Annotated in this window: 18 protein-coding genes (1 of these 18 running past the window's edge); 4 read left to right on the top strand and 14 right to left on the bottom strand. The window is 56.1% G+C overall.

The genetic code is table 11. The features are described from left to right. Positions 1-225: 225 nt before the first annotated feature. From ACZ5AL_RS14060 to priA, 3 genes are all read right to left on the bottom strand, one after another. Positions 226-1,335: an NHL repeat-containing protein gene (locus ACZ5AL_RS14060; RefSeq protein WP_464511174.1), complete on the bottom strand. Its 1,110-nt coding sequence runs from the start codon at positions 1,333-1,335 to the stop codon at positions 226-228. A 46-nt stretch (positions 1,336-1,381) separates the two neighbouring features. Then, positions 1,382-2,011 carry a hypothetical protein gene (locus ACZ5AL_RS14055; RefSeq protein WP_464511173.1) on the bottom strand — a complete coding sequence of 210 codons (630 nt, stop codon included), beginning with the start codon at positions 2,009-2,011 and terminating at the stop codon, positions 1,382-1,384. 438 nt (positions 2,012-2,449) lie between these two features. Continuing rightward, on the bottom strand, positions 2,450-4,915 hold the full coding sequence (gene priA, locus ACZ5AL_RS14050) for a replication restart helicase PriA (RefSeq protein ID WP_464511171.1): 2,466 nt from the start codon (positions 4,913-4,915) through the stop codon (positions 2,450-2,452). Between the two features lie 304 nt (positions 4,916-5,219). On the opposite strand from priA, the gene ACZ5AL_RS14045 reads away from it, so the two are divergent. After that, positions 5,220-7,079 (top strand): SLC13 family permease, encoded by a 1,860-nt coding sequence (locus tag ACZ5AL_RS14045; RefSeq protein WP_464511170.1) that lies wholly within the window; start codon positions 5,220-5,222, stop codon positions 7,077-7,079. A gap of 36 nt (positions 7,080-7,115) precedes the next feature. Here ACZ5AL_RS14045 and ACZ5AL_RS14040 read toward each other — a convergent pair whose 3' ends face one another. The 5 genes from ACZ5AL_RS14040 to ACZ5AL_RS14020 form a co-directional block, all read right to left on the bottom strand. Then, positions 7,116-9,590, bottom strand: a complete 2,475-nt coding sequence (locus ACZ5AL_RS14040; RefSeq protein ID WP_464511169.1) for a hypothetical protein — start codon at positions 9,588-9,590, stop codon at positions 7,116-7,118. 79 nt (positions 9,591-9,669) lie between these two features. Next, on the bottom strand, positions 9,670-10,929 hold the full coding sequence (locus ACZ5AL_RS14035; protein WP_464511167.1) for an MFS transporter: 1,260 nt from the start codon (positions 10,927-10,929) through the stop codon (positions 9,670-9,672). Between the two features lie 129 nt (positions 10,930-11,058). Continuing rightward, positions 11,059-12,261 (bottom strand): TolB family protein, encoded by a 1,203-nt coding sequence (locus ACZ5AL_RS14030; RefSeq protein ID WP_464511166.1) that lies wholly within the window; start codon positions 12,259-12,261, stop codon positions 11,059-11,061. A 109-nt stretch (positions 12,262-12,370) separates the two neighbouring features. Continuing rightward, positions 12,371-12,760, bottom strand: a complete 390-nt coding sequence (locus ACZ5AL_RS14025) for a copper-binding protein (protein WP_464511165.1) — start codon at positions 12,758-12,760, stop codon at positions 12,371-12,373. A gap of 230 nt (positions 12,761-12,990) precedes the next feature. Continuing rightward, a complete protein-coding gene (locus ACZ5AL_RS14020; protein ID WP_464511163.1) occupies positions 12,991-13,950 on the bottom strand; it encodes a hypothetical protein in 960 nt (319 codons plus the stop codon). A 276-nt stretch (positions 13,951-14,226) separates the two neighbouring features. Here ACZ5AL_RS14020 and ACZ5AL_RS14015 point away from each other — a divergent pair, with 276 nt between their 5' ends. Continuing rightward, positions 14,227-15,009, top strand: coding sequence for a lysophospholipid acyltransferase family protein (locus ACZ5AL_RS14015; RefSeq protein ID WP_464511162.1), 783 nt, complete (start codon positions 14,227-14,229; stop codon positions 15,007-15,009). Between the two features lie 12 nt (positions 15,010-15,021). Here ACZ5AL_RS14015 and ACZ5AL_RS14010 read toward each other — a convergent pair whose 3' ends face one another. From ACZ5AL_RS14010 to ACZ5AL_RS13990, 5 genes are all read right to left on the bottom strand, one after another. Next, positions 15,022-16,980, bottom strand: coding sequence for a TonB-dependent receptor plug domain-containing protein (locus ACZ5AL_RS14010; RefSeq protein ID WP_464511161.1), 1,959 nt, complete (start codon positions 16,978-16,980; stop codon positions 15,022-15,024). Between the two features lie 222 nt (positions 16,981-17,202). Beyond that, a complete protein-coding gene (locus ACZ5AL_RS14005) occupies positions 17,203-17,745 on the bottom strand; it encodes a DUF4019 domain-containing protein (protein ID WP_464511160.1) in 543 nt (180 codons plus the stop codon). Between the two features lie 200 nt (positions 17,746-17,945). Continuing rightward, positions 17,946-18,653 carry an OmpA/MotB family protein gene (locus tag ACZ5AL_RS14000; RefSeq protein ID WP_464511158.1) on the bottom strand — a complete coding sequence of 236 codons (708 nt, stop codon included), beginning with the start codon at positions 18,651-18,653 and terminating at the stop codon, positions 17,946-17,948. Between the two features lie 83 nt (positions 18,654-18,736). Beyond that, positions 18,737-19,645, bottom strand: a complete 909-nt coding sequence (locus ACZ5AL_RS13995) for a DUF368 domain-containing protein (RefSeq protein WP_464511157.1) — start codon at positions 19,643-19,645, stop codon at positions 18,737-18,739. A gap of 31 nt (positions 19,646-19,676) precedes the next feature. Then, on the bottom strand, positions 19,677-21,086 hold the full coding sequence (locus tag ACZ5AL_RS13990; protein WP_464511156.1) for a tetratricopeptide repeat protein: 1,410 nt from the start codon (positions 21,084-21,086) through the stop codon (positions 19,677-19,679). Positions 21,087-21,602: 516 nt separating this feature from the next. On the opposite strand from ACZ5AL_RS13990, the gene tmk reads away from it, so the two are divergent. Further along, positions 21,603-22,235: a dTMP kinase gene (tmk, locus tag ACZ5AL_RS13985; protein ID WP_464511154.1), complete on the top strand. Its 633-nt coding sequence runs from the start codon at positions 21,603-21,605 to the stop codon at positions 22,233-22,235. Positions 22,236-22,370: 135 nt separating this feature from the next. Further along, positions 22,371-22,856: a Fur family transcriptional regulator gene (locus ACZ5AL_RS13980; RefSeq protein ID WP_464511152.1), complete on the top strand. Its 486-nt coding sequence runs from the start codon at positions 22,371-22,373 to the stop codon at positions 22,854-22,856. 452 nt (positions 22,857-23,308) lie between these two features. Here ACZ5AL_RS13980 and ACZ5AL_RS13975 read toward each other — a convergent pair whose 3' ends face one another. Further along, a protein-coding gene (locus ACZ5AL_RS13975) for a PASTA domain-containing protein (protein ID WP_464511151.1) crosses the window boundary here: on the bottom strand, positions 23,309-23,344 show its end. Its footprint extends 855 nt past the window's final position; 36 of the gene's 891 nt are visible here — the last part of the coding sequence; its start codon lies off the right edge, out of view — the gene reads right to left on this strand; the stop codon is at positions 23,309-23,311.

Genomic DNA, 23,344 nt, shown 5'->3' with positions numbered 1-23,344 from the left:
GGGAATAAAGCGGTGCGCTGTTTTCATCCGCCCATTCACGCTTCCATACCTCCATCCCCAACGGAGCATGTGGAGTTGGTATCACAACAAATCCAACGCATCCATGTCGATCGATACGTAGTGATTCGCAGGCGGACTACCATAGGCGGCGCGGGCGTGGCGCAAGAGAACACAACACTATATTAAGATAGAGCCTGAAGAGCCTGCGTAAAAAACAATGCCAGATTACTGGGCATTAATAATCTGATAACGTCTTACTTGTGGGTAGGGAGTCATTGAGCTAGCATAAAGAAACCCATCAGGACCAATGAGACGGATTTCGCCCATTTCAGGTGACCGGCCTTTCCCTTCTTGAAGTCGCCCTTGAAAATGTCTTTTGTCGTCGAATAGGTCAAGGGCATGCCTGAATGTAGAGTCGGGTGCTGATAGCGACTGGAAGTCGGAATTTGTTTGCCTGCCTGAAGTAGTAGGAGAGTTTGTCCAGTACAAGTGAACGAGCAGGGACCCTCTTGGAAGTTGGAGGGGTGACGAAACTCGACTATGAATGTGGAAACGGTAGTCGCCGTCTGCCTCAATCCCTAACAGTTCGATATTTGAACGCTCAAATTGTTGTGTTAGTGAGCCATCGGTAGTGTAATGACGCAACTCGTACGCGTCATAGTGACCTGTCCAGATTCCTGCACTGTCGACTGACAGATCAACACCTGCGCCGGTGTTTGTGGGTAGGTCAAAAGAGGGGCCAACATCAAAAGACCGTACCAGTGTCCAGTTTTCAATATCAATAACATGAATGTGAGTAGGATCCCCCTCCATTCCAGGTGTTGTTAGAAAAAGCAGATCGTCAGTTATTCCTACTAAAGTTCCATGGTACCCAAGTTCGTCTATCGTGCCCGTGTCTTCATAGGTACCATCGGTGTTCCAAACATCAATACGACTGCCAAACTGGTTTGTGAGATATAAACGAGCACCTCCGTTCCATACGAGCGAGGTGGGCCTGACAAATTCGCCGGGGCCTTCTCCGTAGGTACCAGAGCTCCAACGTAAATCACCACTGGGGGCAAATGACACAAGTTGATGGCTTTTCTCATCAAGGACGTAAACATTTCCTTCATCATCTACCTCCAGAGCACGCACATCACCTAGAATCTCCTCTTCAGGGTAATTTTCAACTCCAAATGTTTGATCCAACTCAAATTGGATGGTAGTTTCTTCTGGAGCATCTACAGCATTCGTGTTTTGAGTGCACATCACACCTTCATCTTCACATGGAAGTTCGTCATCAGACGAACATCCAATCATTAGTGCACTGATCAAAAAAAGGATTAAACAGCGCATTTCATAGACTTTGTGTGTGTTGTGCGGTGAGCAGGAAGGGAGTCAGTCACTGAATCTGGTTTTTGAGTGTCCTCATTTCTTCACGCGCAGCCTCGAGGGTATCCACTGAAATACCCCCTTGTGTGCAACTTCCGCATGCGCCATGTTCTAAAGCTTCTTCGATAGATTCCAGCAGTTGTTCATCAGACCAGAAGCCCTGTAACGACTGAAAAGCAGTATTAAATGCACGCATGTCTGGATGGTTGGTGTCAAGTAATAGTGACACGTAACGGCCCATTGCGTCATTACGTTTTTCCGTTGGAGGAGCACTGACTAACACGTGATTGATCATCTGATTACCAATAATTTGGTGAATCTGTGCTTCGGCAGGATGATCACGATGTGTATCAAGTAGTTCCCGCGCCTCATTGTCAATAGATTTCCAATCGACTTCTTCTCGTATCATGCTGCCTATTTTGTTCCCTGTAAGGTGTATTTCATGAAGTTGATCTTCGGTCAATGCTTCCAAATCAAATGCATCGGTGAACGGGACAAAGAGCGAAGGCGAAGTGCGTAACTCATCGGACTCTCCGCTCTCTTTACTTTCTCCAGCACACCCCAACCCTAAGGGTAAAATAAGTAAAATAAGCGCAAGTCTGCTAAAAAGCATAATTAAGTAATTGACTTTTAAATACATAGCCTGTCACTAAAGAGAGTTGGCTCGAATTCTCTGACAGGCCCGTGTTTAGATGTTTACAACAAAGAAGATGCTATATCCCACAAGGATTATAGAGATTAGTCAGACCGCTTTCAAATCCACCTCCACTCCCACAACTCCAGGTAATGGAATAGGACTCTTCAAAAGCAACAACGTGATTTGAGCAACCACTGTCATCCGTCCACGAACTGTTACTAATAGCTTGTGAGGCTGTGGTCTGCGGGATAATAGCTAGTGAAAAAACGAACACAAATACAACAAGTAGTTTTCTAAGCATAACTGCTTAAATTAGTTATTGATCAGTTGATCGCATTTCAATGCTATAAAAAAAGATTGTGACAAGCTCATTTCGTGAGGGTAGTGTTAAAATATACGGGTAAGATTTATGTGAGGTGAGTAATACTGTAGGGGTAGTCCTCACAACAAATCCAGCGCATCCATGTCGATCGATACGTAGTGATTCGTAGGCGGACTACCATAGGCGTCGCGGGCGTGGCGCAGGGCGCGTTGTAAGACGCGCGGTCCGGCGGTGGTTTTGAGGATGGTGCGGTACCGGAAGTAGCGCTGCACGCGCTGGATGAACGCGGGCTCCGGACCCAGAATGGTGATTCGGTCGCTATGCTCCCAGAGGTGGGCCGTCCATTTGGTGGCGAGGCGTTGCGCATCCTCCTGTTCGGAGGCGCGGAACTCAACTGACGCTACATTGCCAAACGGCGGGTAGTGCAACTCCTTGCGCTCCTCCAGCGCATGCTCAGCAAAGGCATCGTAGTTGTGGGTGCGCGCAAAGCGCAGGGCGGCGTGGTTGGGGTTTCGGGTTTGCAGCAGGACCGTGCCCGCGAGATCAGCGCGTCCGGCGCGTCCGGCGACCTGGGTGAGGAGCTGAAACGTGCGCTCTTCGGCGCGGAAGTCCGGGAAGAGCATCCCCACATCCGCATCCACCACCCCCACCAGCGTAACCCGCGCAAAGTCGAGGCCCTTCGCGATCATCTGTGTGCCGAGTAAGATGTCGCCCTCCTCTCGGAACGCGCTCAACAGCGCATGGTGCGCGCCCTTCTGTCGTGTGGTGTCGCGGTCCATGCGCAAGACGGTGGTCTGGGGCAGTTCGCGGGATAGCATCTCTTCCACGCGCTGCGTGCCGGTGCCAATGCGTTGCAAGTCGTCGGATCCGCACGACGGGCAGTGCGAGGGCGTGCGGCGGGTGTGGCCGCAGTAGTGACAGCGCAGTTGGCGTCCGTGGCTGTGCTCGGTGAGCGATACGGAGCAGTCGGTGCAGTGCGGCACCCAGCCGCAGTCGGCGCACTCGATGACGGGCGCGTACCCCCGCCGGTTTTGCAGCAATAGCACCTGTTCATCGCGCTCGATACGCGTGTGGATGGCCTCCAGCAGCGGATCCGACAGCGGACCGTTGAGCTGATGCTTCTTGCGTTGCTTCGTGAGGTCGAGGATCTCCACCTCGGGGAGTTGCGCCACCGTACCGTCGGTCGTCGGCACGCGCTCAGGCATGGAGAGGCGGGTGTACTTGCCACGCCGCGCGTTCATAGTGCTCTCCAGACTGGGCGTGGCCGAGCCCAGCACACACACGGCATCGTTCATGTGGGCGCGCATCACGGCCACGTCGCGGGCATGGTAGCGGGGGGCCGGATCGAATTGCTTGTATGAGGCTTCATGCTCCTCATCCACCACAATGAGCCCCAGGTTGTCGAGCGGAGCCAGCACCGCCGAGCGTGGGCCAATCACGATCTGCTTGCGTCTGTCGCGTAGCGCCTGCCACGTGTCGAAGCGCTCGCCCGCACTCATCTGCGAGTGCAGCACCGCCACCGTATCGCCGACATGCGCTCGAAAGCGCTGCACGGTCTGCGGCGTGAGGGCAATCTCGGGCACCAGAATAATGGCGCTGCGTCCGGCCTCGATGACCTGTTTCAGCGCGGCGATATACACTTCCGTCTTGCCGCTCCCCGTAATGCCGTGCAGCAGAAAGGTATGGTAGGATGCGTCGGCGATCCTGGCTTCGAGAGCGTTCAGTGCCTCCTGCTGAGCTGGATGCAGCGTGTGGTTCGGCGGGGCGCCGGGCGGGGGCAGGTCGCTCAACGGCGAGCGATGCACCCGCTCTTCGGTACGCTCCACCAGTCCCTTCTCGACGAGGCTGTGGATGGTGCTGTACGGCGCATCAAGCGCATCCACGAGGTCGGCCTGCCGCACGGGGGCGCGGCGCTGTTCGTGAGCGGTAGCCAGCGTGCGCATCACGGCTTTCTGCTTATCGCCACGGAGCGATTCGGCGGCATCGCGGGCGGCACTCCTGGACTGAAACGGCCCCGCCAGCTGCAAATGGGTTTCGGTTTTGGCGGATACGGACGGATCGCTCAAGGTGGTAGTCAGTCGCAGCAGTCCGGCATCGGCCCAGTTCCGGATGCATTGTAGCGAAACCGATAGGCCTAGCCGCTTCCGCAAAGCACTCAGCGTTGTCGAGTCGTGCTCGGCCAGGTCGCGCCGCACGGATTGCGCGTCGTCATCGTCGGGCCAGGCGGCGGCCTCCGCATCCCCCAGAGCCAGCCGCCGCTCGGTCTGCACGGTGAACCCGGCGGGCAGCGCGGCTTTTAGCGCCTCGCCCCAGCTACACACGTAATAGTCGGCGATCCAGCGCGTCAGGCGTAAGAGTTCGGGCGGACAGGTGGGTCGTTCGTCGAGCACATCGTCGAGGGGGCGGAGCCGGAAGTCCACGTCGTCGGGATCGGGTCCCTCGCCGGTAATGACGCCCGTAAGGCGGCGTCCGCGAAACGGCACGAGTACGCGGCAGCCGGGCCGGGCATCGGCCTCCAGCGCAGGCGGCACCGCGTACGAGAACACCTGATCGAGCGGCAGCGGCAGAACGACGTTGACGGTCATGCGGCGGCGAGGGTTGGATGTGCGAGGACGTACAGCGAGCGCGGCGCTTCCACAACGCGCGCTGTGCGGATATGTTGAATGCGAAACGTACGTGCGAAGGTGGCACGACGCCTTTCCTTGTGGAGGTGTCGCAATCCGTTGCACGCAGCTATGATACGGCATATCCTACCGGTCTCATTTGCCGCCCTTCCTTATACCTATAAATCGTAACACGCTGTCTACGGTGGAACGAAGGATTTTAGCTATGCATTTTGGAGGCGTGTTGGATGGGTTGTCTTGTTGAAGTGGAATAGGCTCGATTTGCATGATCGCTCTTGTTGATGTTGCATGGGTAGTACTTCAAGCCCCGACGGCGACGCCTGATCTTACCACAGACATCCTTGTGGTCTTTAGCGTTATTGCCGTGGCGCTAGTCCTATTCGTGACGGAGGTCGTGCCCATCGACATTACGGCTATTGGGGTGCTTGTGGCGCTTATTGTGCTGGAGCCATGGACGCAGGTCGGTCCGCAAGAAGGGCTCATGGGGTTTGCCAATCCAGCTACCATTACCGTCCTGGCCATGTTCATTTTGAGCGAGGGGGTGCGACGAACCGGTATTATTCAGCGGGTTGGCGATAAAATTGTAGAGTGGGCCGGGGCCAGTTCGCCTAAACAGTTTGCGATGCTCACGGGGCTGTCGGGTACTACGGCAGGAATGATCAACAACACGCCGGTCGTGGCGATGATGATTCCGATGGCAATCGACATTGCCAAAAAGACAAAGACCTCGCCGTCGAAGTATCTGATGCCGATTTCGTTTATTTCGATGATTGGGGGAATGCTTACGCTTATTGGCACTTCCACGAATCTGCTGGCTAGCGACATTTCAGGGCGGTTGATTGATCAACCGTTTTCGATGTTTGAGTTTACCCATCTGGGAGCGATTCTGCTGGTGATAGGGTTTCTCTATTTGTTCTTTGTGGCCCGGCACGTCATCCCCGAGCGGATTAAGCCGGAAGAAGATCTGGCCGAAGGGTACGAGATGGATAAGTACCTTACGGAGGTGTCGGTGAAGCAGGGCGCGGATCTGGAGGGCGAAACGGTGCGCGAGGTGGTGCGTCACCTGAGCATAGATGCCGACATTGTGCATCTGATTCGCGATGGGGAGAAGTTTTCGCAGCCACTGGCCCGGAAAGAGGTGCGCCCCACAGACCGGCTCATGATCCGTACGGATCGCGATACGCTTTTGCGTTTGCTGGATACAGAGGGGTTGCACATTGCCCCCACTACGGCGGGGTTGGTCGAAAGCCGAGAAGAGGATCCGCAGGCACCACGTCGGTTGGTCGAGGTCATTGTGCTGCCCGACACCGACCTGATCGGCGAAACGATTGCATCGCTCAATTTCGAGGAGCGGTACGAAGCCAGTGTGCTGGCCATTCGCCGTGGACGGGAGGTGGTGCACGATCACCTACGCCAGTTTATGCTTCGAGGCGGCGACTCGCTTCTTGTGCTGGCCTCCGACAAGGCGCTCAAGCAACTCAGCAACGACCGCCGGTTTGTCGTAACCCAGCAAGAGAAGCCCCCGGAGGTGCGCTCATCCAAGATGCCCATTGCGCTGGGTATTGTCGCGGGTGTTGTGGGACTAGCTGGAGCGGGTGTGCTTCCGATTTTGGTGACATCGCTGCTGGGCGTGCTTGCCATGGTGGTCACCGGCTGTTTGCGGCCAAACGAACTGTACGACTCGGTCGATTGGCCGGTCATCTTTTTGCTTGCAGGTATGATTCCATTGGGCACGGCCATGGAGCAAACGGGCGGAGCCGCGTATCTGGCGAGTTACGTTGTGGACCTGGCGGATGTATTGCCGGGGCTTGTCATGCTCTTTGTGTTTTATGTGTTCACCGCGCTTGTTACCCAGGTGGTGAGTAACAACGCCAGCGTGGTGCTCATGATACCCGTTGCTATTGACGCGGCCCGTTTCACAGGGGCTGATCCGTTCTCGTTTGTGCTTGCCGTTACTTTTGCTGCCAGCACCGCTATGCTCACCCCGATTGGCTACCAGACCAATCTGATGGTGTACGGCCCCGGCGGATACACCTTTGGCGACTTTTTTCGGGTGGGAGCACCGCTTCAGCTTATCCTGGCTGTAGCCACTGCGCTGGGCATCTATGTGTTCTGGGGCGTGTAGGCGTTGGGTCACATGTGATTTGCAATACCTCATTGCTCAACGACACGCGGGGCCGCCCATCAGCATGCCCTGCACATCGTAATCGGTTCCACGCAGGCGCCGCGCATTCGAAAGCGGGGTCAGGTGAGCAGTAAAGCGTCCACCGTAGTACGAAGGCATATCAGCCAGTGGGTAGACTGTGAGCTCTCCATGCTCCAGCCTAAGCGCTTCGGACATGCGAGGCTGCATGCGTGTCCCGGAAGAGCGACCCATTGGAGACCGAACAGATTCCTCGATGGCTTTCATGAGACTGCCGCCCATACCAAAGTCATCAGTTTCAAGCGTATACTCCCCTGGATCCTCGAAACGAAGATTGATCCGCATGTTGCCATCCTCGAAGCCACCCCGCAGTTCAAGGTGCTGGATGCCGTGGTCGTTGACGTGCCACGATTGGATGGTGCCCGTCACGCACTCAGAAATTGGGTGCCGCGAGGTCCGGCGTCCGCTTGCGGGCAGTGTGCCCTCCACATGCGCCACAAACGAGCACTGATCGAGTTCGGTCATGGCAATTTCGAACTCGCTGAGGCAACTGAATGTCTCTTCAGCGCGAACGACGAGCGAACTGTACCGAGGCGGCGCCCCCGGACGCGCCCGTAGCCCAGTGGAGGACGTGCTCGTGGCCGTAACGGTGACCGGAAAATCCTCTGAATCGGACGAGGTAACGAGCTGAATCACCTCGTCGGCGCCCGGAATATCCACCGCAGTCGTTAAGTCGCTAAGCGTGTGTCCCCCCTCTGGCGTGAACGTCCACTCGACCGTTTTATCGCGTGCATTCTCGACGACGGCTTCCAGCGAGACGAGGTCTTCAGGAGCGACAGAAATCGTTTGTGTGGTGCGCGGATCGCCTCCGTTGACGCGGATGCGTACTGTTGTAGGGCGGATCTCGATGGGGAATTGCGCTATCGCCTGCTCTGTGGGTCCAAACTTCATGCTGCGTGTGCGAAGCATCAGTTGTGTGATGCCGGGATGGTGCACTTCGTAGTCGGTGTGCGAAGTCATCGAGGCGATCTGATCGCTCTGTATCTCTGAAATCAGCCACTCCTCATCCGATACATCAACTGGCCCAAACGTGCAGGCGGCAAAGTTAATCTCGGCACTATCGGCGGCGCTACCCAACGCTTCTCCGATCACGGTGCCCAGAAGTGCATCCTGCGTTTCGATAAAGGCTTCGGAGGCTTCGCTGAGCACCTCGGCCAGTTCAGTGCCGCGCGTGTGGCGGCTTCCCGTAAGCACCGAGGTGGCACGCCCTCCCATGTGCTGCCACACCGTATCCAGCGCCAAACGTGTCATATTAACGCCGGTGCTGTGCGCCGTAACCTGAGCATTCGACCAAGAGCCCGTGGTCGGGCTGTCCTCGTAAAAGAGTCCGGGACCGTAGTCGGCGGTAAGATCGCCCAGTTGCGAGGGGTATAGCCCTTCAAACAAGTCGGCCATCTTGCGAAAGGCGAACTGCTTGGCGGCAACGCTGCCGTAGAGTGTGGCCAACGGGCGCGCACCGGCTCGTTCGGCCAGCCCACTTCCCAGCCCCAGCAGCGCCATCGAGGCATCCGACATCCAGTTGGCACTGCTGTTAACCACCGTGTGGGCGCGGGCTTGTGCCATCATCAACTCGGAGAGGCGCTGGGCCGAGGGCTCGTAAAAGAAGCTCGGCGAGCAACTCATTGCATCTGTAGCATCTGATGACGTTGGCGGTGGAAGCATTACGGGGATCCGGGAAGCCAGCGCTTCAGATGACCAGGCTGCAGGGGATCGCCTATCATTCAGGTGGGAGGAGCCCGTTGGACTGGGAATCGGCTGCGTATCCACTGGAATAGAGGGGGCATGGTCCACCAGCGCTGTAAGCAGATCCCAGGTGGCGTCATCCACATCGGGAGCCAGGTGCTCGCGCTCGAACTGTTCTCGAATCGAAAGCTGGCCGTTGGCGCCCACCACAAGCCGACTCGCCGCAATAAGTGGCCGATGTGGCAGCGGCGCGTCGTCTATCGACTGGGTGGCGAGCTCATCCACGGTATATCCGATGCCCTCGGCATACGCGCCGAGCATCTCCTCGAACGTGTCCACAAGGTCGGAAAACACCTGTGGGTTGGGCTGCATGTCGTCGATAGTGAACGGGAGTGGAGGGCAACGTGTGGTTTCGTATTCGACCTGCAGATAGACGGTACCCCCCGCAATCGTAAGCCCAGGATGCACGGGCACCACAAGCGTGGGGATAATCTCGCCGGTGGGTCCTTCGTCTGGTATAATCATTGATCGGCTCACGGCCTCGCTATCTGTAGCGTTTTCAAGCACGTGCACAATAGCCGGCTCCGATAAATCGGGGAGTCCTTCAACCGTTACCAGGGTAAGGGGCGTGGCATGGTTGACCGCAAATTGCAGATCATAACAGGAGACGGTGCGCGCCTCGCTCGGAAGAATAAGCACGAAGAGCGCAGACGCAAGGCCTACAAACAGGCCAAAAAAATACGCACGCATAGCAGTACGGGGACGAAAAAAGCACAGGACGTATATCCTGTATGCGTGCAATACATGGTAAGGCGGACACGCCGCCTCATTATTTTTTGACGGTATGCGTGCCAAACGCAGGATGAGTTTCTTCCATGCGCCATGCCACGTATCCGCCTGAGGCAAACATAGCCAGGGCCGTAGCAACAAACGCTATTTCGAGTGAGGCGGCATCCACTGTAAGGCCGATAAACACGGCTCCTACGGCATAGCCGAGGTCGCGCCACAGGCGATACACGCCGAGCCCGGTTGAGCGCCACAGGGGATGGGCGGCATCGCTGGCTACGGAGATGAGGTTCGGATAGTGCAGCGCCATGCCCACGCCCGAGAGCGCCGAAAGCGCAATCCACGCGCCATAGCTATCGACGAACGTCATGCCGAGCACACCTGCTCCGGCCAGCAGCATACCGGCTACGATAGGCGGCTTGCGCCCGATCTGGTCGCCCAGGCGTCCGGTGTAGATCTGGAGGAAGTACGCAGCACTGTGTGCGCCAACGACCACCCCGACCTGAGCTGGATCGAGGCCCTGAGCTACGAGGAAGAGTGGAAAGGCGATCCATACCAGTGTATCCACAAAGTTCTCGACGTGACCAGCCTGCGCGGCTGCGAAGAGCGTCCGGTCGCGGTAGGTTGCCCGCTTTACGATGGTCCAGAACGGCAGGTTGGCCTCGCTGGATTGAGCGTCAGACGCGTTGTTTTCAGACGCAGCCTCGGCACGGGCGTAGGGGAGCGTCTCTTCAATGAAGAAGAGTGCGATGAGCATCCCTACAATAATGACAAGTAGGAGCAAGTAGAAGGGCTCCGGTCGCAGGCTGTAAGCCGATGCGATAACGCCGGTAAGCCATGCCCCCACAGCGACGCCGGTGTACCCGAATGCTTCGTCAATGCCGACCGCTAGTCCGCGCTCGGACGGTTTGGCGAGTTCGATCTTGGATACCATACTCATGCTCCACGCCACGCCCTGGTTAACGCCCAGCAGCACGTTGCCTGCAGCGACCCACCACCAGTTGGGAGCATACATCAGGATAAACGGAATCGGGAGCGCGACCAGCCATCCAGCAATAAGCACGGGGCGCCGCCCGTACGTGTCGGCCCATTTGCCAGCATACAGGTTTAGAATTGCTTTGACGATGCCAAAGCTAACCACAAATGACCCAATAACCAAGACAGAGCCGATACCAAACAGCTCCTCACCCATAATGGGTACAATCGTCCGTTCAGCACCCATTGTGAGGCCTACGGCAAATACCGTAACGACTTGAAGCAGAAACTGGGGGAGGTTGGCGCGAATGCCTTGCGCGTAGGGCATGGCTACTGATGGATATAAAAGCTGATGGATATGAAAGGGTGATAGGTGCTACAAGCAGCTGGCGCAGGTGGGGGCCGCAAGTACGTGTCGCAGAGCACACCCGCCTACCGGCTGGTCCGGTTTCGGAAACTATCGGCTTCCGATCACTGCATCAGCAGGCCAGGCGCCGATAAGTGTAGCCGAGTCGTCCTCCAGCGTATAGATCGGCGATCCATTCAGATCGGTGAGCGTGGGGCCATCCTCGGTGGGGAGGGCAATCGTCTGTGCATCCACCCAGCCCCACACCGGACCGGTAACCGGCATGAGCAGATCGGTAGAGCCCGCCTGGTGTACAGCTGCTTGTTGGGTGCCGCCTTCGGTCGTCAAGGTGAACACCACTGCATCTCCGCCCGGCCCCCAGCGTGGATGGGTCTGGCCGCCGTCGGGTGCCTCAGCGGGTGGGATCAGGAAGGTTGAGCGCTCGGAATCGGCTTCATAGATGACAATGCTTCGGGCGCCATCCTCGTAAATGCTCACGGCCAGCTCCGAGCCGGTGGGGTGCCAGGTGGCCTGTCGCGGTTGGCGATCGCTGCTGTACTGCTGATTGGCTTGCGTGCCGCTTGCATCGCTCACGTACAAGCTGGAGTCGGGCTCGTATTCGTTGGTGTCGCGGTTGTATTCGAGAGTGCGACGGATGTATGCAAGACGGTCGCCGCTGGCATCGTGTTGCAAATTGTGCTTGCGCCGGATGTCGAGCGTTTCCTGGGTGGCACAGTCGGCAGCATCCACGATGTACATGTTTTCGTTGTCGCGCACGGCAAGGCGGTTCGCATCGAGCCACGAGATCACTTCGGTGGCAGCGTTGCATTCGACCGAACGGGTTTCTCCATCCTGGGCAACGCGCACGGTACCGGCTCCGCGTTCGCCCTCATCGGTGGGGGTATACACCCCATACGAAAAAGCGTCGTCGGTGGGGTGCCAGGCGATGGAGTAGGTGGCTGGTGTTGGATAGGCATCCACGATATGCATATCACTCGCAGGCGGGCTGTATTGTGCGAGGTAGAGCGAGTCCTGAGCCGCATATGTGAACGCGACGGTTTCGTGGTTGGGAGCTGGCACCTGCTGGATAACGCGTTCTACACCGGTCTGTAGCGTGTCGGCGTCGTCGACAGCGAGCATGTGTGCTACGATGTGCGTGTCGGTGTGCGCGAGGAGCGTATACGATGGTCCGGCTGGTTCGTCGGGTTCATCAGCCGCATCGTCGGTTGCGGGTTCGGAGGGCGCGCAGCGGAGGGTAAGCACGGCTACGGCAACGAGCAGCAAAACAGCAGGAAGAGAACGCAGATGGGGCATGAGCGGGACCGGTTATCTAAAAAGCAGGAGCCTCCTCAAGGTACAGGTGGAGCAGGAGAAATGCAGGATGCGGATTGCGAAGCTGTTCGCTTGGTGTTCGTTTTTTTTGCTATTCGTTATCGACTTCCTCAATTCGATCCAGTTCGGTGATTTTAGCGATGCTTCCTGAATCATCAAAGGTAAACGATACACGGTCGCCGGGTTCTACTTCGCTGATCAGTGTAGTATCGTCTACGGCAAAGGGCGAAAGCGTAGCCTCCATGTAGCCTGGAATAGGATCATGGTCGATACGGAGGTGGGATCGATCGGGCGTTATGGAATGGACGGTGCCCTCCGTTGAGTGAATGGAGCCTAATGCTTCATCAGGCCCGTCAGCGGGCACCTCTTCCGTAGGGTTTTCAACAGTAGGATCAGGGATTGCATCGGCCTCGTCAGGAGCATCGGCTCCACCGCACGCGGCCACAGTCACAAGAAGCAGTACAGTACAGACGATACGCATGTGAACGCAGCAGATTGGTCAAAAAATGTAGATGCGGTGGTCCATAAGTACTTTACCACAACGAAGATGCCCCCAATCGTCGTTTCCAACGTTGGAGAAAAGCCCTGGGTGTGATAAAGAACGCTACATACAAAACCCCGACTCCTCAACAATAGGAGCCGGGGGCTTTTGCTATGGCGTGGGTGATGAGAAGCACGCACACCATGGGTTGCAAGCAATGCTACAGACGATTAATACCCTCCGCCATTGCCGCTGCCGGAGTCGTCGCCATTTGCATTGGCGCCGATGTTGCCCTGCGATACGATGTTGCCAAGAGCGGCATTACTCTCATGGATGTTGATGTAGCCGTCAAACTCTACAAGGTCGTCGTACGCCTCGTCAACCAGCGCGTAGCTTACGCCTGGGGCTGCACCGAGTCCGTCGATGGGACCGAGGAAAATCTCAATGTCGCCCGGCTGATCGGCCAGAGCACCATCGTGGATGTGAGCTGGATGGCTTACGTCGGTATCTGTAGCGCCGCCTTCAAGTTCGAGGGTGACAAGTGTCTGCGTTTCGGTGACCTCGGTGAAGGTGGCGGTAGCGTCATCGCCATCGGGGAGTGCGCCGTCGTTGTCTACCGCTCCAAGATCATACTCGGTTGTGCGAGGCTCTTCGAGTGGAATCAGGTCGCTTTCGACGACATCGGTATCAGCGTTGGCGCCGATGTTGCCTTGCGCAAGGATGGTACCGAGCTCGGCGTTACTTTCATGGATATTGATGTATCCGTCGAACTCGATGAGCGCATCGAAGCTCTCGTCAACCACAAACTCGCTGGTACCAGGTGCGGCTGCGAGACCGTCAAGCGGTCCAAGAAAGTACGCAATGTCGCCACTTGTTTCCACATCGTTTTCGTGGATGTGGGCTACATGGCTGAGGTCGGTGTCGGTGGCGCCGTCCTCGAGCTCAAGTGTAACAAGCGTCTTATCTCCGAACTCCTGGAACGTGGCAGTGGCGTCACTGTCGGTAATGTCATTGCCTTCCACATTTGGAAGGTCGTAGGTTACCTGGCGCACTTCCGGGCCGGGATCCGGATCATCGCCAGGGTCATCGCCAACAGGATCTGAGTCGCTGTCGCATGCGGTGGCAAAGAGAAGCACACTGCTCAATAAGAGCAGAAGCGGAGCGGTGAAAATGGAGCGTCTGTGTTGCATAGGGGGGACTATCGCAATGGAAAGACAAAACGTGGGTCGTGCGTGTGTGCAACTACATCTTTGATGGTTACAATCCATATCCAAATTGCGTGTTTGGTGCATTGTGTAACCGGACCGGAACGGATGTGCTGCAGGAATCGCATTTTGTTACAACGAGGAAAAATGAGTGGAGTGGCTCTTCGGAAGAAGTTGCAGTTGGCTTCTTGGCTGCCAATGTGTAGATTGTAGCGTGCCGTTTTCAAATGATCGGCTTCTGTTTACCAGCGTTAGATTCGTATGTCTATCTTGCGCAACGTACTTCGCCGCATCGCCTCAGGCTGCTTTTTTCTATTCATCGTGGTAACGTGCATCGTGTTCTACGTGGGCGCGGTGCTGGTGTGGGCGGTAACCTGGCCGTTTGACCGGCGGCTGAAGTGGCTCCATCTCTACTCGTCGTTCTGGGCGTCGTTTTATTTGTGGACGAACCCGTTGTGGTCGGTTACTGTCGAGGGGCGCGAGCATGTACGCCCTGATCAGCCGTATGTTATCGTGTCCAACCATCAGTCGGCCCTCGATATTCTGGTCGCGTTTCGGCTTTTCACCCCGTTTAAGTGGGTGTCGAAGATCGAGATCTTCAAGGTGCTCATTTTAGGATGGAATATGCGGATGAACAACTATGTGGCGTTGCGAAGGGGGGATCCGGATAGCATCAAGGAGATGATGGAGGCCTGCCGCGAGCATCTGCGCAATGGCAGCAGCGTGTTTATCTTTCCTGAAGGGACGCGCTCACGCACTGGAGAGCTTCGGCGGTTTAAGCATGGAGCATTCACGCTCGCGAAGGAGATGAACGTGCCAATCTTGCCGGTTGCCATCAGTGGTACAAGCAACGCGCTTCCAAAGAAGAGTATGGTACTGCGGGGGCGTCATGACATGCACATCCGCGTTCTGCCCGAGCTTCCACCCGAGCAGTTCGCGGATACGGATACTAAGGATTTGGCTGCCGAGGTACGCGAGGTAATCGCGCCGTACGTTCCTGAACATCAGGAAGCTGTTGGGACAGGCTCGCGCGAGGCGGCGTAATCTGCTTTGCGATTAGATATCCACCGACAGTCCGACGAGCCACCACCGTTCGGGCATGGGCGCGTTGAAGACTTCGCTGTACGACCGATCGAACACGTTACGCACCTCCACAGAAGCGGTGGCTTGCGTGCCTATAATGGATGTGTTGTAGTATACGCGAGCATTGGCCACCTGATATTGCATGTCGGCGGGCTCGGGCGCATCGAGACGTTCTTTCCACTGATGTTGGATGCTGGCTCCCATTCCACGCCACTGTGCTTGCAACGTGGTTTGCAGATGATGGCGTGCCGAGCTGGCAGCGTACGTGTAGAGGACGCCCTCATCCACATCGCCGATGGTGGCGTCGAGTCCGGTATATGCGACGGTGGCTTCAAGAAAGCTCTGAGTTCCCAAAGCACGGCGGGCACGTAGTTCGGTTTCGAGGCCCAGTGTTTCCACGGACAGCACATTGCGCGACTGGAAAAACTCGGCGTCGGGCTCCAGAGCAAAGTCGATGAGCCCATCGGTGTCGCGCAAGAATCCGGTTGCGTGCAGCGAAATTCCATCTATCGGAAAGAGATCAAATCCGGCTTCATACGACCAGGCGCGTTCGGCGCGCAAACCGGGCGTACCCAGGCTTCCATCAGGGGGGGAATCGAGTTCGGTGTTGTAGTAGCGCTCTACGTAATTGGGCGCACGCACGGCGCGTCCGAAGCCGGCTCGTAGCGTGTACGATGGACGTGACCAGGCGGCGTAAAATTGCGGGGTCAGCTCGGTGTCGAAGGCAGAGTCGTGGTCGAGGCGTAGGCTTCCGCTTAAGGCAAGGGACTCGACAGGCATCCAGCGGGCGCGCCCAAACACGCCAGCCGACTCGTCGGCATGGTTGCCTAAGTTGTTCGAGTCGATATCACGGAGCGATCCTGATGTGCCGCCTCCAATGCGCCATTGGCTGTTCAGGTCGTGCTGTAGTTGAGCGTGCGCGGTGAGCAGCCGGCTGGTGTGTTCATTGGGAGAAATATCGGGAGTGAAGCGGTAGCTGTCTTCGTGTTGTTTGGCCGCAACCTGAGCGCGAAATTGCGTGGGGCGGTCTGGCGAGCTTACGTAGCGGGTTTGGGCCCAATAGGTTGAGGTAGATTCCCGCGCGCGGTCGAACTCATTGCTGGTATAGAACTGGTAGGCCCCAAACTGGCGGTCATCGGCTCCGGCACGAGCCATAAGCGTTCCGCTTTCCAGGCGCTGCGTGATGGCTACAGAGCCCACCATGCGATCGAAGTCGGTGCGCAGGCGTTCATTTTCATGTTCTACGGGGTCGCCTTCGGGTGTCGAGATAGGTTGTCCATCACTGCCTTGTGTAGCAAATGATGCGGTCATAAAGGTATTGCCCCGCTGTAGTCGGGCATGTGCGTCGGCTTCGTACAACGCATGGCGGCCAATGCGGGTACTAAAGGAGGCATGTTCGGAGTCAACGGGAGCCGTCTGATTTTCTTGCTGCAGGCCAGCATGGGTAAAGATCTGAACGACGCCGCCAAGCGCATCGGGACCGTAAAGGGCAGAGGCGGGGCCGCGTAGCACTTCAATGCGTGCAATGTCGCTTGACGAGATAGGAGTATCAGCGAGAAAGTGGCCCGTCATAGGGTCGTTCAGGCGCGCTCCATCGATAAGGACGAGCACGCCGTTGAATGTGGAGCCGCGCATGGTAATGTCGCTTTGCACGCCGAATCCGCCTCGGCTTTGCACATCCACCCCGCTCACTGTACGCAACACCTCGTCATAGGTCATGGCCGGGAGTCCAGCGAGGGCATCTTGCGTCCAGATGGATACGGAGCGCCCGGACTGTTGGGCGCGTTCGGCACTGCGTGAAGCGGTAACGACCACTGTGTCGGAGATAGCGACCGACATAGCGATATCGGTTGTGTCAGCGGGGGTTGCGTGGGCATCTGTTGTAAACAGAACGCCAAGTGGCAACAGAAGAATCGCGAGTAAGCGGTGCATAGATACAGAAAAAGTTGGTGGGGGCGCTTTGTATGCTATCCAAAGGTAGAAGAGAGAAAGAGCGATTGCAATAGAGAAGCGGTAAAGGCTGCTTTGTTTAGAGAAAAGGTGCCTGGTGTGAAGAGGGCCAACAGAAAACGGCGAATGCCTTCGTTACAAGGCACCCGCCGTTGCTGGGTAAGGCACAGTCAAGAACGTTCAGACTGCGCGATTCGTTAGCCGTTAAGGCTGTGGTTGGGGTTGAGGTTCTGGTTGAGGTTGCGGCTGCTGGGGTTGCTGCGGTCCGGCAGGGCGGAGGTCGTAGCCAGCAATGCGCCAGGTGCCATCTTCATTTGTAGCTACCACGATCTCGATCAATTCTTGAGCGGGAGCCTCTCCGCCTTCAGGTCCAGAAAAGCTGGACTGGTATTGCATGATCACGAATTCGCCATCCGGGACTTCAGGGATGTCCTCTTGGTACTGGCCACCCATGAACTCACGTTCTTCGAGGGTTCCAAGTTGGGCTTGGATTTCCTCGGAGCCTTCCGTCCATTCCTCTTTAGAGATCTCATCTTGGAGCAGCTCAGACGCCTCGTCCCAGCTTTCAGCGAAAGCCCCCTCATCCGTTAGCGCAAGCCATTGTTCAGCTGCTTCTCGGGCTTCTTCAACAGCCTCAGGATTTTCCGGGCTTGGGGCGGGCATGTCTTGTGCTTGAGCCAGTGGGGCAACAAGCACAAGGGCCGTTCCCAACAACAGAAGGCCCATGGTGCGCGATAAGGTAGTCATAGCGTGTGCTAATTTAGGCATATAGCAAGCGATCCGGACCGGTTAAGTGACTCCGAAGGAGAACTGCGTGCAAGCACGCACCTAGTCCGTGTTCGAACAGAGGCACGATGCACATTGGGCGTTGTTTGTGAAATAAAAGCAAAGTTATAGGGAGCGTATGCATCGTTGCATTGATTCAAGCAGTTTTGTTACTGTACGAATTACCAGTCGATTTCGTAGGGGCTGACCAGGTCACGGACGGGGGGAAGCACGGCAATTCGGATGCGTCGGTTGCGTGCTTGGCCCGAGGAGGTGGCGTTAGAAGCCGTCGGTTGTGCATCGCCAAACCCAAGCGCTTGAAATTGCGATGCATTGAGGCGGCTACGCTCCATGAGGGCTTCAACTACGGTGGCAGCTCGCGCTGCCGAAAGGGCCCAATGCGAATTGTAGGTATCGCTAGAAAGCGGTTGGTCATCCGTATGGCCTTCTACACGGATGGTACGGTCGCGGTATGTGGTACGCAGGCGCTCTGCTATGTCATTCAAGCGGGCGTGTCCGGCTTCGGTGAGGTGGGCCGTGCCGGGCTCGAATAGATCATCGGTAGAGAGGTGGGCCAGTGATTGTCCTCCATCGCGCAAGAGGCCCAACTCATAGGAGAGGCGAGTTAGATCGTCTTGCAGTGCGTGTTTGGTCCGTCGGTACTGGCCCGAGTCAATGTCGTCGTAGAGTTGAAGCGAGTCGCGCAGGCGTCGGTTTTCATTTTCCAGTCGTTTGGTAACGGCCTGTAGAGAGTCGAGCGAGGCCTCGGGGTCGTCGGTTGATGCTAGAAGTTCGTGGGAGAGCGCGGGTTCTTCAGCGGGTTCAGTGGTTGCGCATCCCCAAAGACCAATGAGGCTGCTAAGGAGCACAACAGGAAGCAGACGTATCATAGGTAGATAAAAGAGGGCTCAGCAGGACTCCAGTAATGGTGATGCGGAGATTAGGGAAGCGCGAGTAGGGGCGGTACAGGCTGTTAGGAGGAGACGGATCGTGTTTCGGGCGATGCCGTTGCGGCTTGGCGTCCCCACCACACAAGTGCTCCGATGAATGAGGCTCCTCCCAGTGTAAGCATAACGACAAGTAAGACCGGTTCGCCCTCGGCGGGCCATTGCAGCGATCGGTCTTCGCCCAGGAATGGCCAGAGTGCACGAAGGGCGCCAGCAATAAGACCGATGAGCACAGCCATGGTAGCATCGTGGTATCGGCGGAGCAAGAAGTAGAGGAGGCGTGCAAATCCGCCTAGTCCCAACACGGCTCCGCTACCAAATGTGATGATGTATACCCAGTCGAGTGTGTTGAGGGCGTTGAGGGTAGGGGTGTAGAGCCCAAACACCTCAAGCAAGAAGGCCCCGCTTACGCCGGGAACGATCATTGCGCAGATGGCGATGGCAGCGGTAGCAAACACGCGTGCCAGGTGGGGAGAGGTGGTATCTGCAGTTGGCAGTCCGGCTAAGAAGAAAGCGACGACGGCGGCCCCAATCAAGAGCGCCCAGCGGGTAGGCGTCCACACTTTGAGGCGCATGGCAGGAATAGCAAGAGAGGCAGCAACGAGTCCAAGGAACAGGCCGCGCATTTGGGCGGGATAGGCCTCAATGAGAGGGGGGAGCATGCGGGCTCCTGTTACTATGGCAGTGCCAATGCCAAGCGCGAGTGGGAGGAGGAGGCCCCAGTCAATCTGAAGCAAGTGGACGCGTGCCCGCATCCATCGTCCACTCAGAAGGGCCAGTACGGCAGACCCCCCGGCGGTAAGCGCATGCAGGATGCGTTCGTATACACCTACGATGAGGGCGATGGTGCCGCCACTTACGCCAGGAACGACATCGGCGGCGCCCATAAGTGCACCGGCACCGAATCCCCCTAGCAATGTACGCAAAGACGGCATATAAGCGGGCGTTGCACGAATGGAAAATGGGTTACGCACGATCGAGGCCAAGCAAGCGCCGGACATGGTCGTCGCGGTACAGATCGGGGTAGGCCGTGCGAAACTCCTTCTTCTTGGCCGGATCGAGATGAAACGCCATTTTCAGGGAGCGGATGCTTTCCTCGGGGCGCCCGAGTGCGAGCAGGGCTTTTGCTTGGTGAAAGTAAGTGCTGGCAGCCTCTGGATTCAAGTCTTGCGCGGTGCGATACGCTTCGAGCGCCTCGCGAGCTTGCCCGAGTTGAAATAGTGCCTCGGCATATCCGAGCCAGGCGTATGGGTCGTTTTCATTGAGTTGCAGCGCGCGTTGGTACGACACGTGGGCCTCTTCAAACGCGCCAAGCTGAAACGCGGTATCGGCTTTGGCTTTCCAAAACTTCGGGGCGCTGTCGTTGAGATGGGTTGCGTAGTCGAAGCAGTCGAACGCCTGCATGGGTTCATCGAGCGTCAGGTAACAGCCGCCGAGTCCATACCAGGCTTCAGGATAAGCCGATTCTTCGTCGAGTGCTTCTTGGTAGTTTACAAGTGCTTGCTCTACATCGCCAAGCTCTTCGTACGCCAGTGCGATGTTGTAGAATGTGGCCGCATCAGGACCTTCTAAGTCGAGAACGGCCTCGTAGCTTGCGATAGCCTCTTTGAGATCGCCGTTGTTGGCCAGTGCATTACCTCGGTTGTAGTAGGCTGAGGCAAAGTTATCTTGGATGGCCAAGGCCAGGTCGTACGAGAAGATGGCTTTTTCGTACTTCCCAACGCGGTTTAGGACAATGCCCCGGTTATACCAGGCATCTTGCGCGTACGGATCCAGGTCGAGGTGTTTATCATAGGCGGCGATGCTTTCTTCGTTGTGCCCTAGACGGTCATAGCAATACCCCAGTTCGTACCATACCTCAGGGTGGTGCGGACGCAGGTCGGCACAGCGCTGAAAAGCCTCAGCAGCCTTTTTAAGTTGGTTGGTGCGTTCCAGTGTGATGCCTCGGTTAAAGTAGGCCTCGGCATGCAGGGGATTAATGGACAGAGCATCGTCATAGGCGTCGATAGCTTCTTGGGTGCGGCCCAGACTATCTAGCGTAATCCCCAGGTTAACCAGGATGTCGGGATCGGCCGGGTTAAGCGACCGTGCTTTTTGGTAGGTGCGCAGGGCTTCTCGGTATCGTCCTAAGTTATTCAGGAGGATACCGCGCCGGAGCCATCCATCGGCTGCATAGGGGTGAAGCTCCAGAAGGTGGTCAATGACAGCGAGCGCCTGTTCGTACGAGCCGCGCTCAAAATAATAGGTGGCAATGTCTTCTAACTCATTGGAGTCGAAGTATGCCGCTGTCCCTTTGTCCTCATACGTATCCACCAGCTTTTGCAACCGAACGTCGGAGGACGAGTCATCAAAGTTGTCAAAGCCAAAATCGAACATGCGTTTAGCGCGTCGGTTCGTGGTGATCGAGACGCCGAAAGCAGCAGGTAGGAGCCGTGTATGTATGGTGGACCTAAGCCTACTACTGTAGGTCTATAATACAATTAAAGAGGGCGTAGATGCAAGGTGTGTGCCTGGACGGGTCGTTCTTTTCATGAAACAAGTGGGGAGAGATTCGTGATTAGGTCGTTCCTTAAAGAAGCTGGGCAACCCTTTTGATACTGTTTGATACTGTGTGTTTTGCACAATCTGTTTTGCGTGGTGTGTGTTTGCCCTGCTTACTTATTGTACAGTACATCCCTAACTGGTATTGCCTGTCCACCTACATGACGTACATCGTTGCTCGCGTGCATTGGCGTTTAGGAATCAGGTACTACGGTCTTACGGACTATTATGCCGAAAGGCAAGCGGGGTACGGTCTTGCTACGTCTACTGCCATCAATATACGAACAGCAAACGAATCCGTTTAAGGTGTTGGTAAAGGCCTTTCTTAGATCATTAGTTATATGACGTCCTATGTTTGTTACGTTCGAGGGCATTGATGGAAGCGGAAAAAGCACTCAATTGTCGCGTGTGGCATCATGGGTGCGTGCGCAGGGGCACCACGTGATAGAAACGCGCGACCCGGGGGGAACGGAGGTATCAGAGCAGGTGCGCAGACTACTTTTGTCGTCTGATGTATCCTTAGATGCCCGCACGGAGCTGTTTTTGTTTGCTGCAGCGCGTGCGCAACTGGTTGCTGAGCAAATACGTCCGGCCTTGCAGGCGGGGCATGCTGTGTTTTGTGATCGGTTTTACGATTCAACAACAGCTTATCAGGGTGGAGGGCGAGGTGCGGTGCCGAAAGAATGGCTGCATTCGTTGCATCAGCATACAACGGGAGGTCTTGTTCCCGATCGAACATATCTTATCGATGTGCCGGTAGCTGTTGCGCAGACACGTCGGGTGCAAGAGGTGAACGACCGTATGGAGCAGGAGCAGGAGTCATTTCATAAAGACGTGCGATCTGCCTATCGTGCACTTGCATTAGATGAGCCTCAGCGCATTTGTATGATTGATGGAACAGCTGATGTGGAAACCATCACCAAGCAAATTCAGGCCGACATAAAGCAACATTGGCCTGCATGGGCAACCGGAACCCCCCAATAGAGCACAGGTACTTTTCTGTGTACACAACACGTGTGTTGTGCACTGTAGTAGGACCTTGCAAAATGAGGCAAGGCATATCAGTTCTACCGCGTCGGTTGTGTGTCTTTTATAATAAGCAGTAGGGTCTGCGACTGTATGGCTTCCCCCTCCGAAGAACGTCGTGAAGAAGTTCGCTCTATCTTTCAGGCGTTTCTGAAACGCCGCAATAAGCGGCAAACCCCCGAGCGAATTGCTGTTCTGGATGCGATGTATGAGACTGATGATCATATTGACGCCGACGAGATTTTTGTGCGGCTTAAGCAAAAGGGGGCTGATGTAAGTCGTGCAACGGTCTACAATACGCTGGAGCTTTTGATTGAGTGCGACTTAGTTGTACGGCATCAGTTTGGCAAGAATCAAGCAAAGTACGAGCAGGCCTACAGTTATTGGCAGCACGACCATCTCATTTGTCTGGATTGCAATGAGCTTTTCGAGTTTTGCGATCCGCGTCTTCAGAGCATTCAAGAGATGGTAGCTGAAGTATACAACTTCGAAATTAAGCACCACTCATTGAATATGTACGGCCATTGTCAGCGTGACCAATGTCCGAACCGAGATGAAGGAGCGAAAGCAAGTGTATAGTATAGTGCTGTGTCACAGCTGAATGTTATGGTCCAACATTGTCATCGCGAGGAGGGAGCCCTGCGACTGACGCGGCGTTGTGAGCGCTAGCGAACGAGTACTCCCTACGGTCGCTGCGCTCGCAATGACAAGATTGTGAGTTATTCTCGGTACGTTAGGTGGCCATGTGTCACCTGAAGATTGACCTGTGACACAGTAATAGTGATGAGACGCTTATATAATGTACGGCATGTGCGAGTGTGTTATGTTGAACAGAGTGAAGCATCTCAATGCGAGCGTACGGAAAAGTTCTGCTACAAGAAGCCAGAGAGAGCAACGATGCTTGAGGCGATGTCTATGGGCGATGTAGGACCCGTTTTCAAGACGGGAGAGCATCACATAATAAGCTAACCGCTACCGTTTCTTATTTGTGCGGTCATCGTTTGCGCGACTATCGTGATGTCCTTCTCCGTTTAGGGTAGTCTCGTTTCCATGGTTGGGAGTTCATC

The sequence above is a fragment of the Natronotalea proteinilytica genome (genome assembly GCF_055379935.1).
This window is presented reverse-complemented; position numbering and strand designations above follow the sequence as displayed.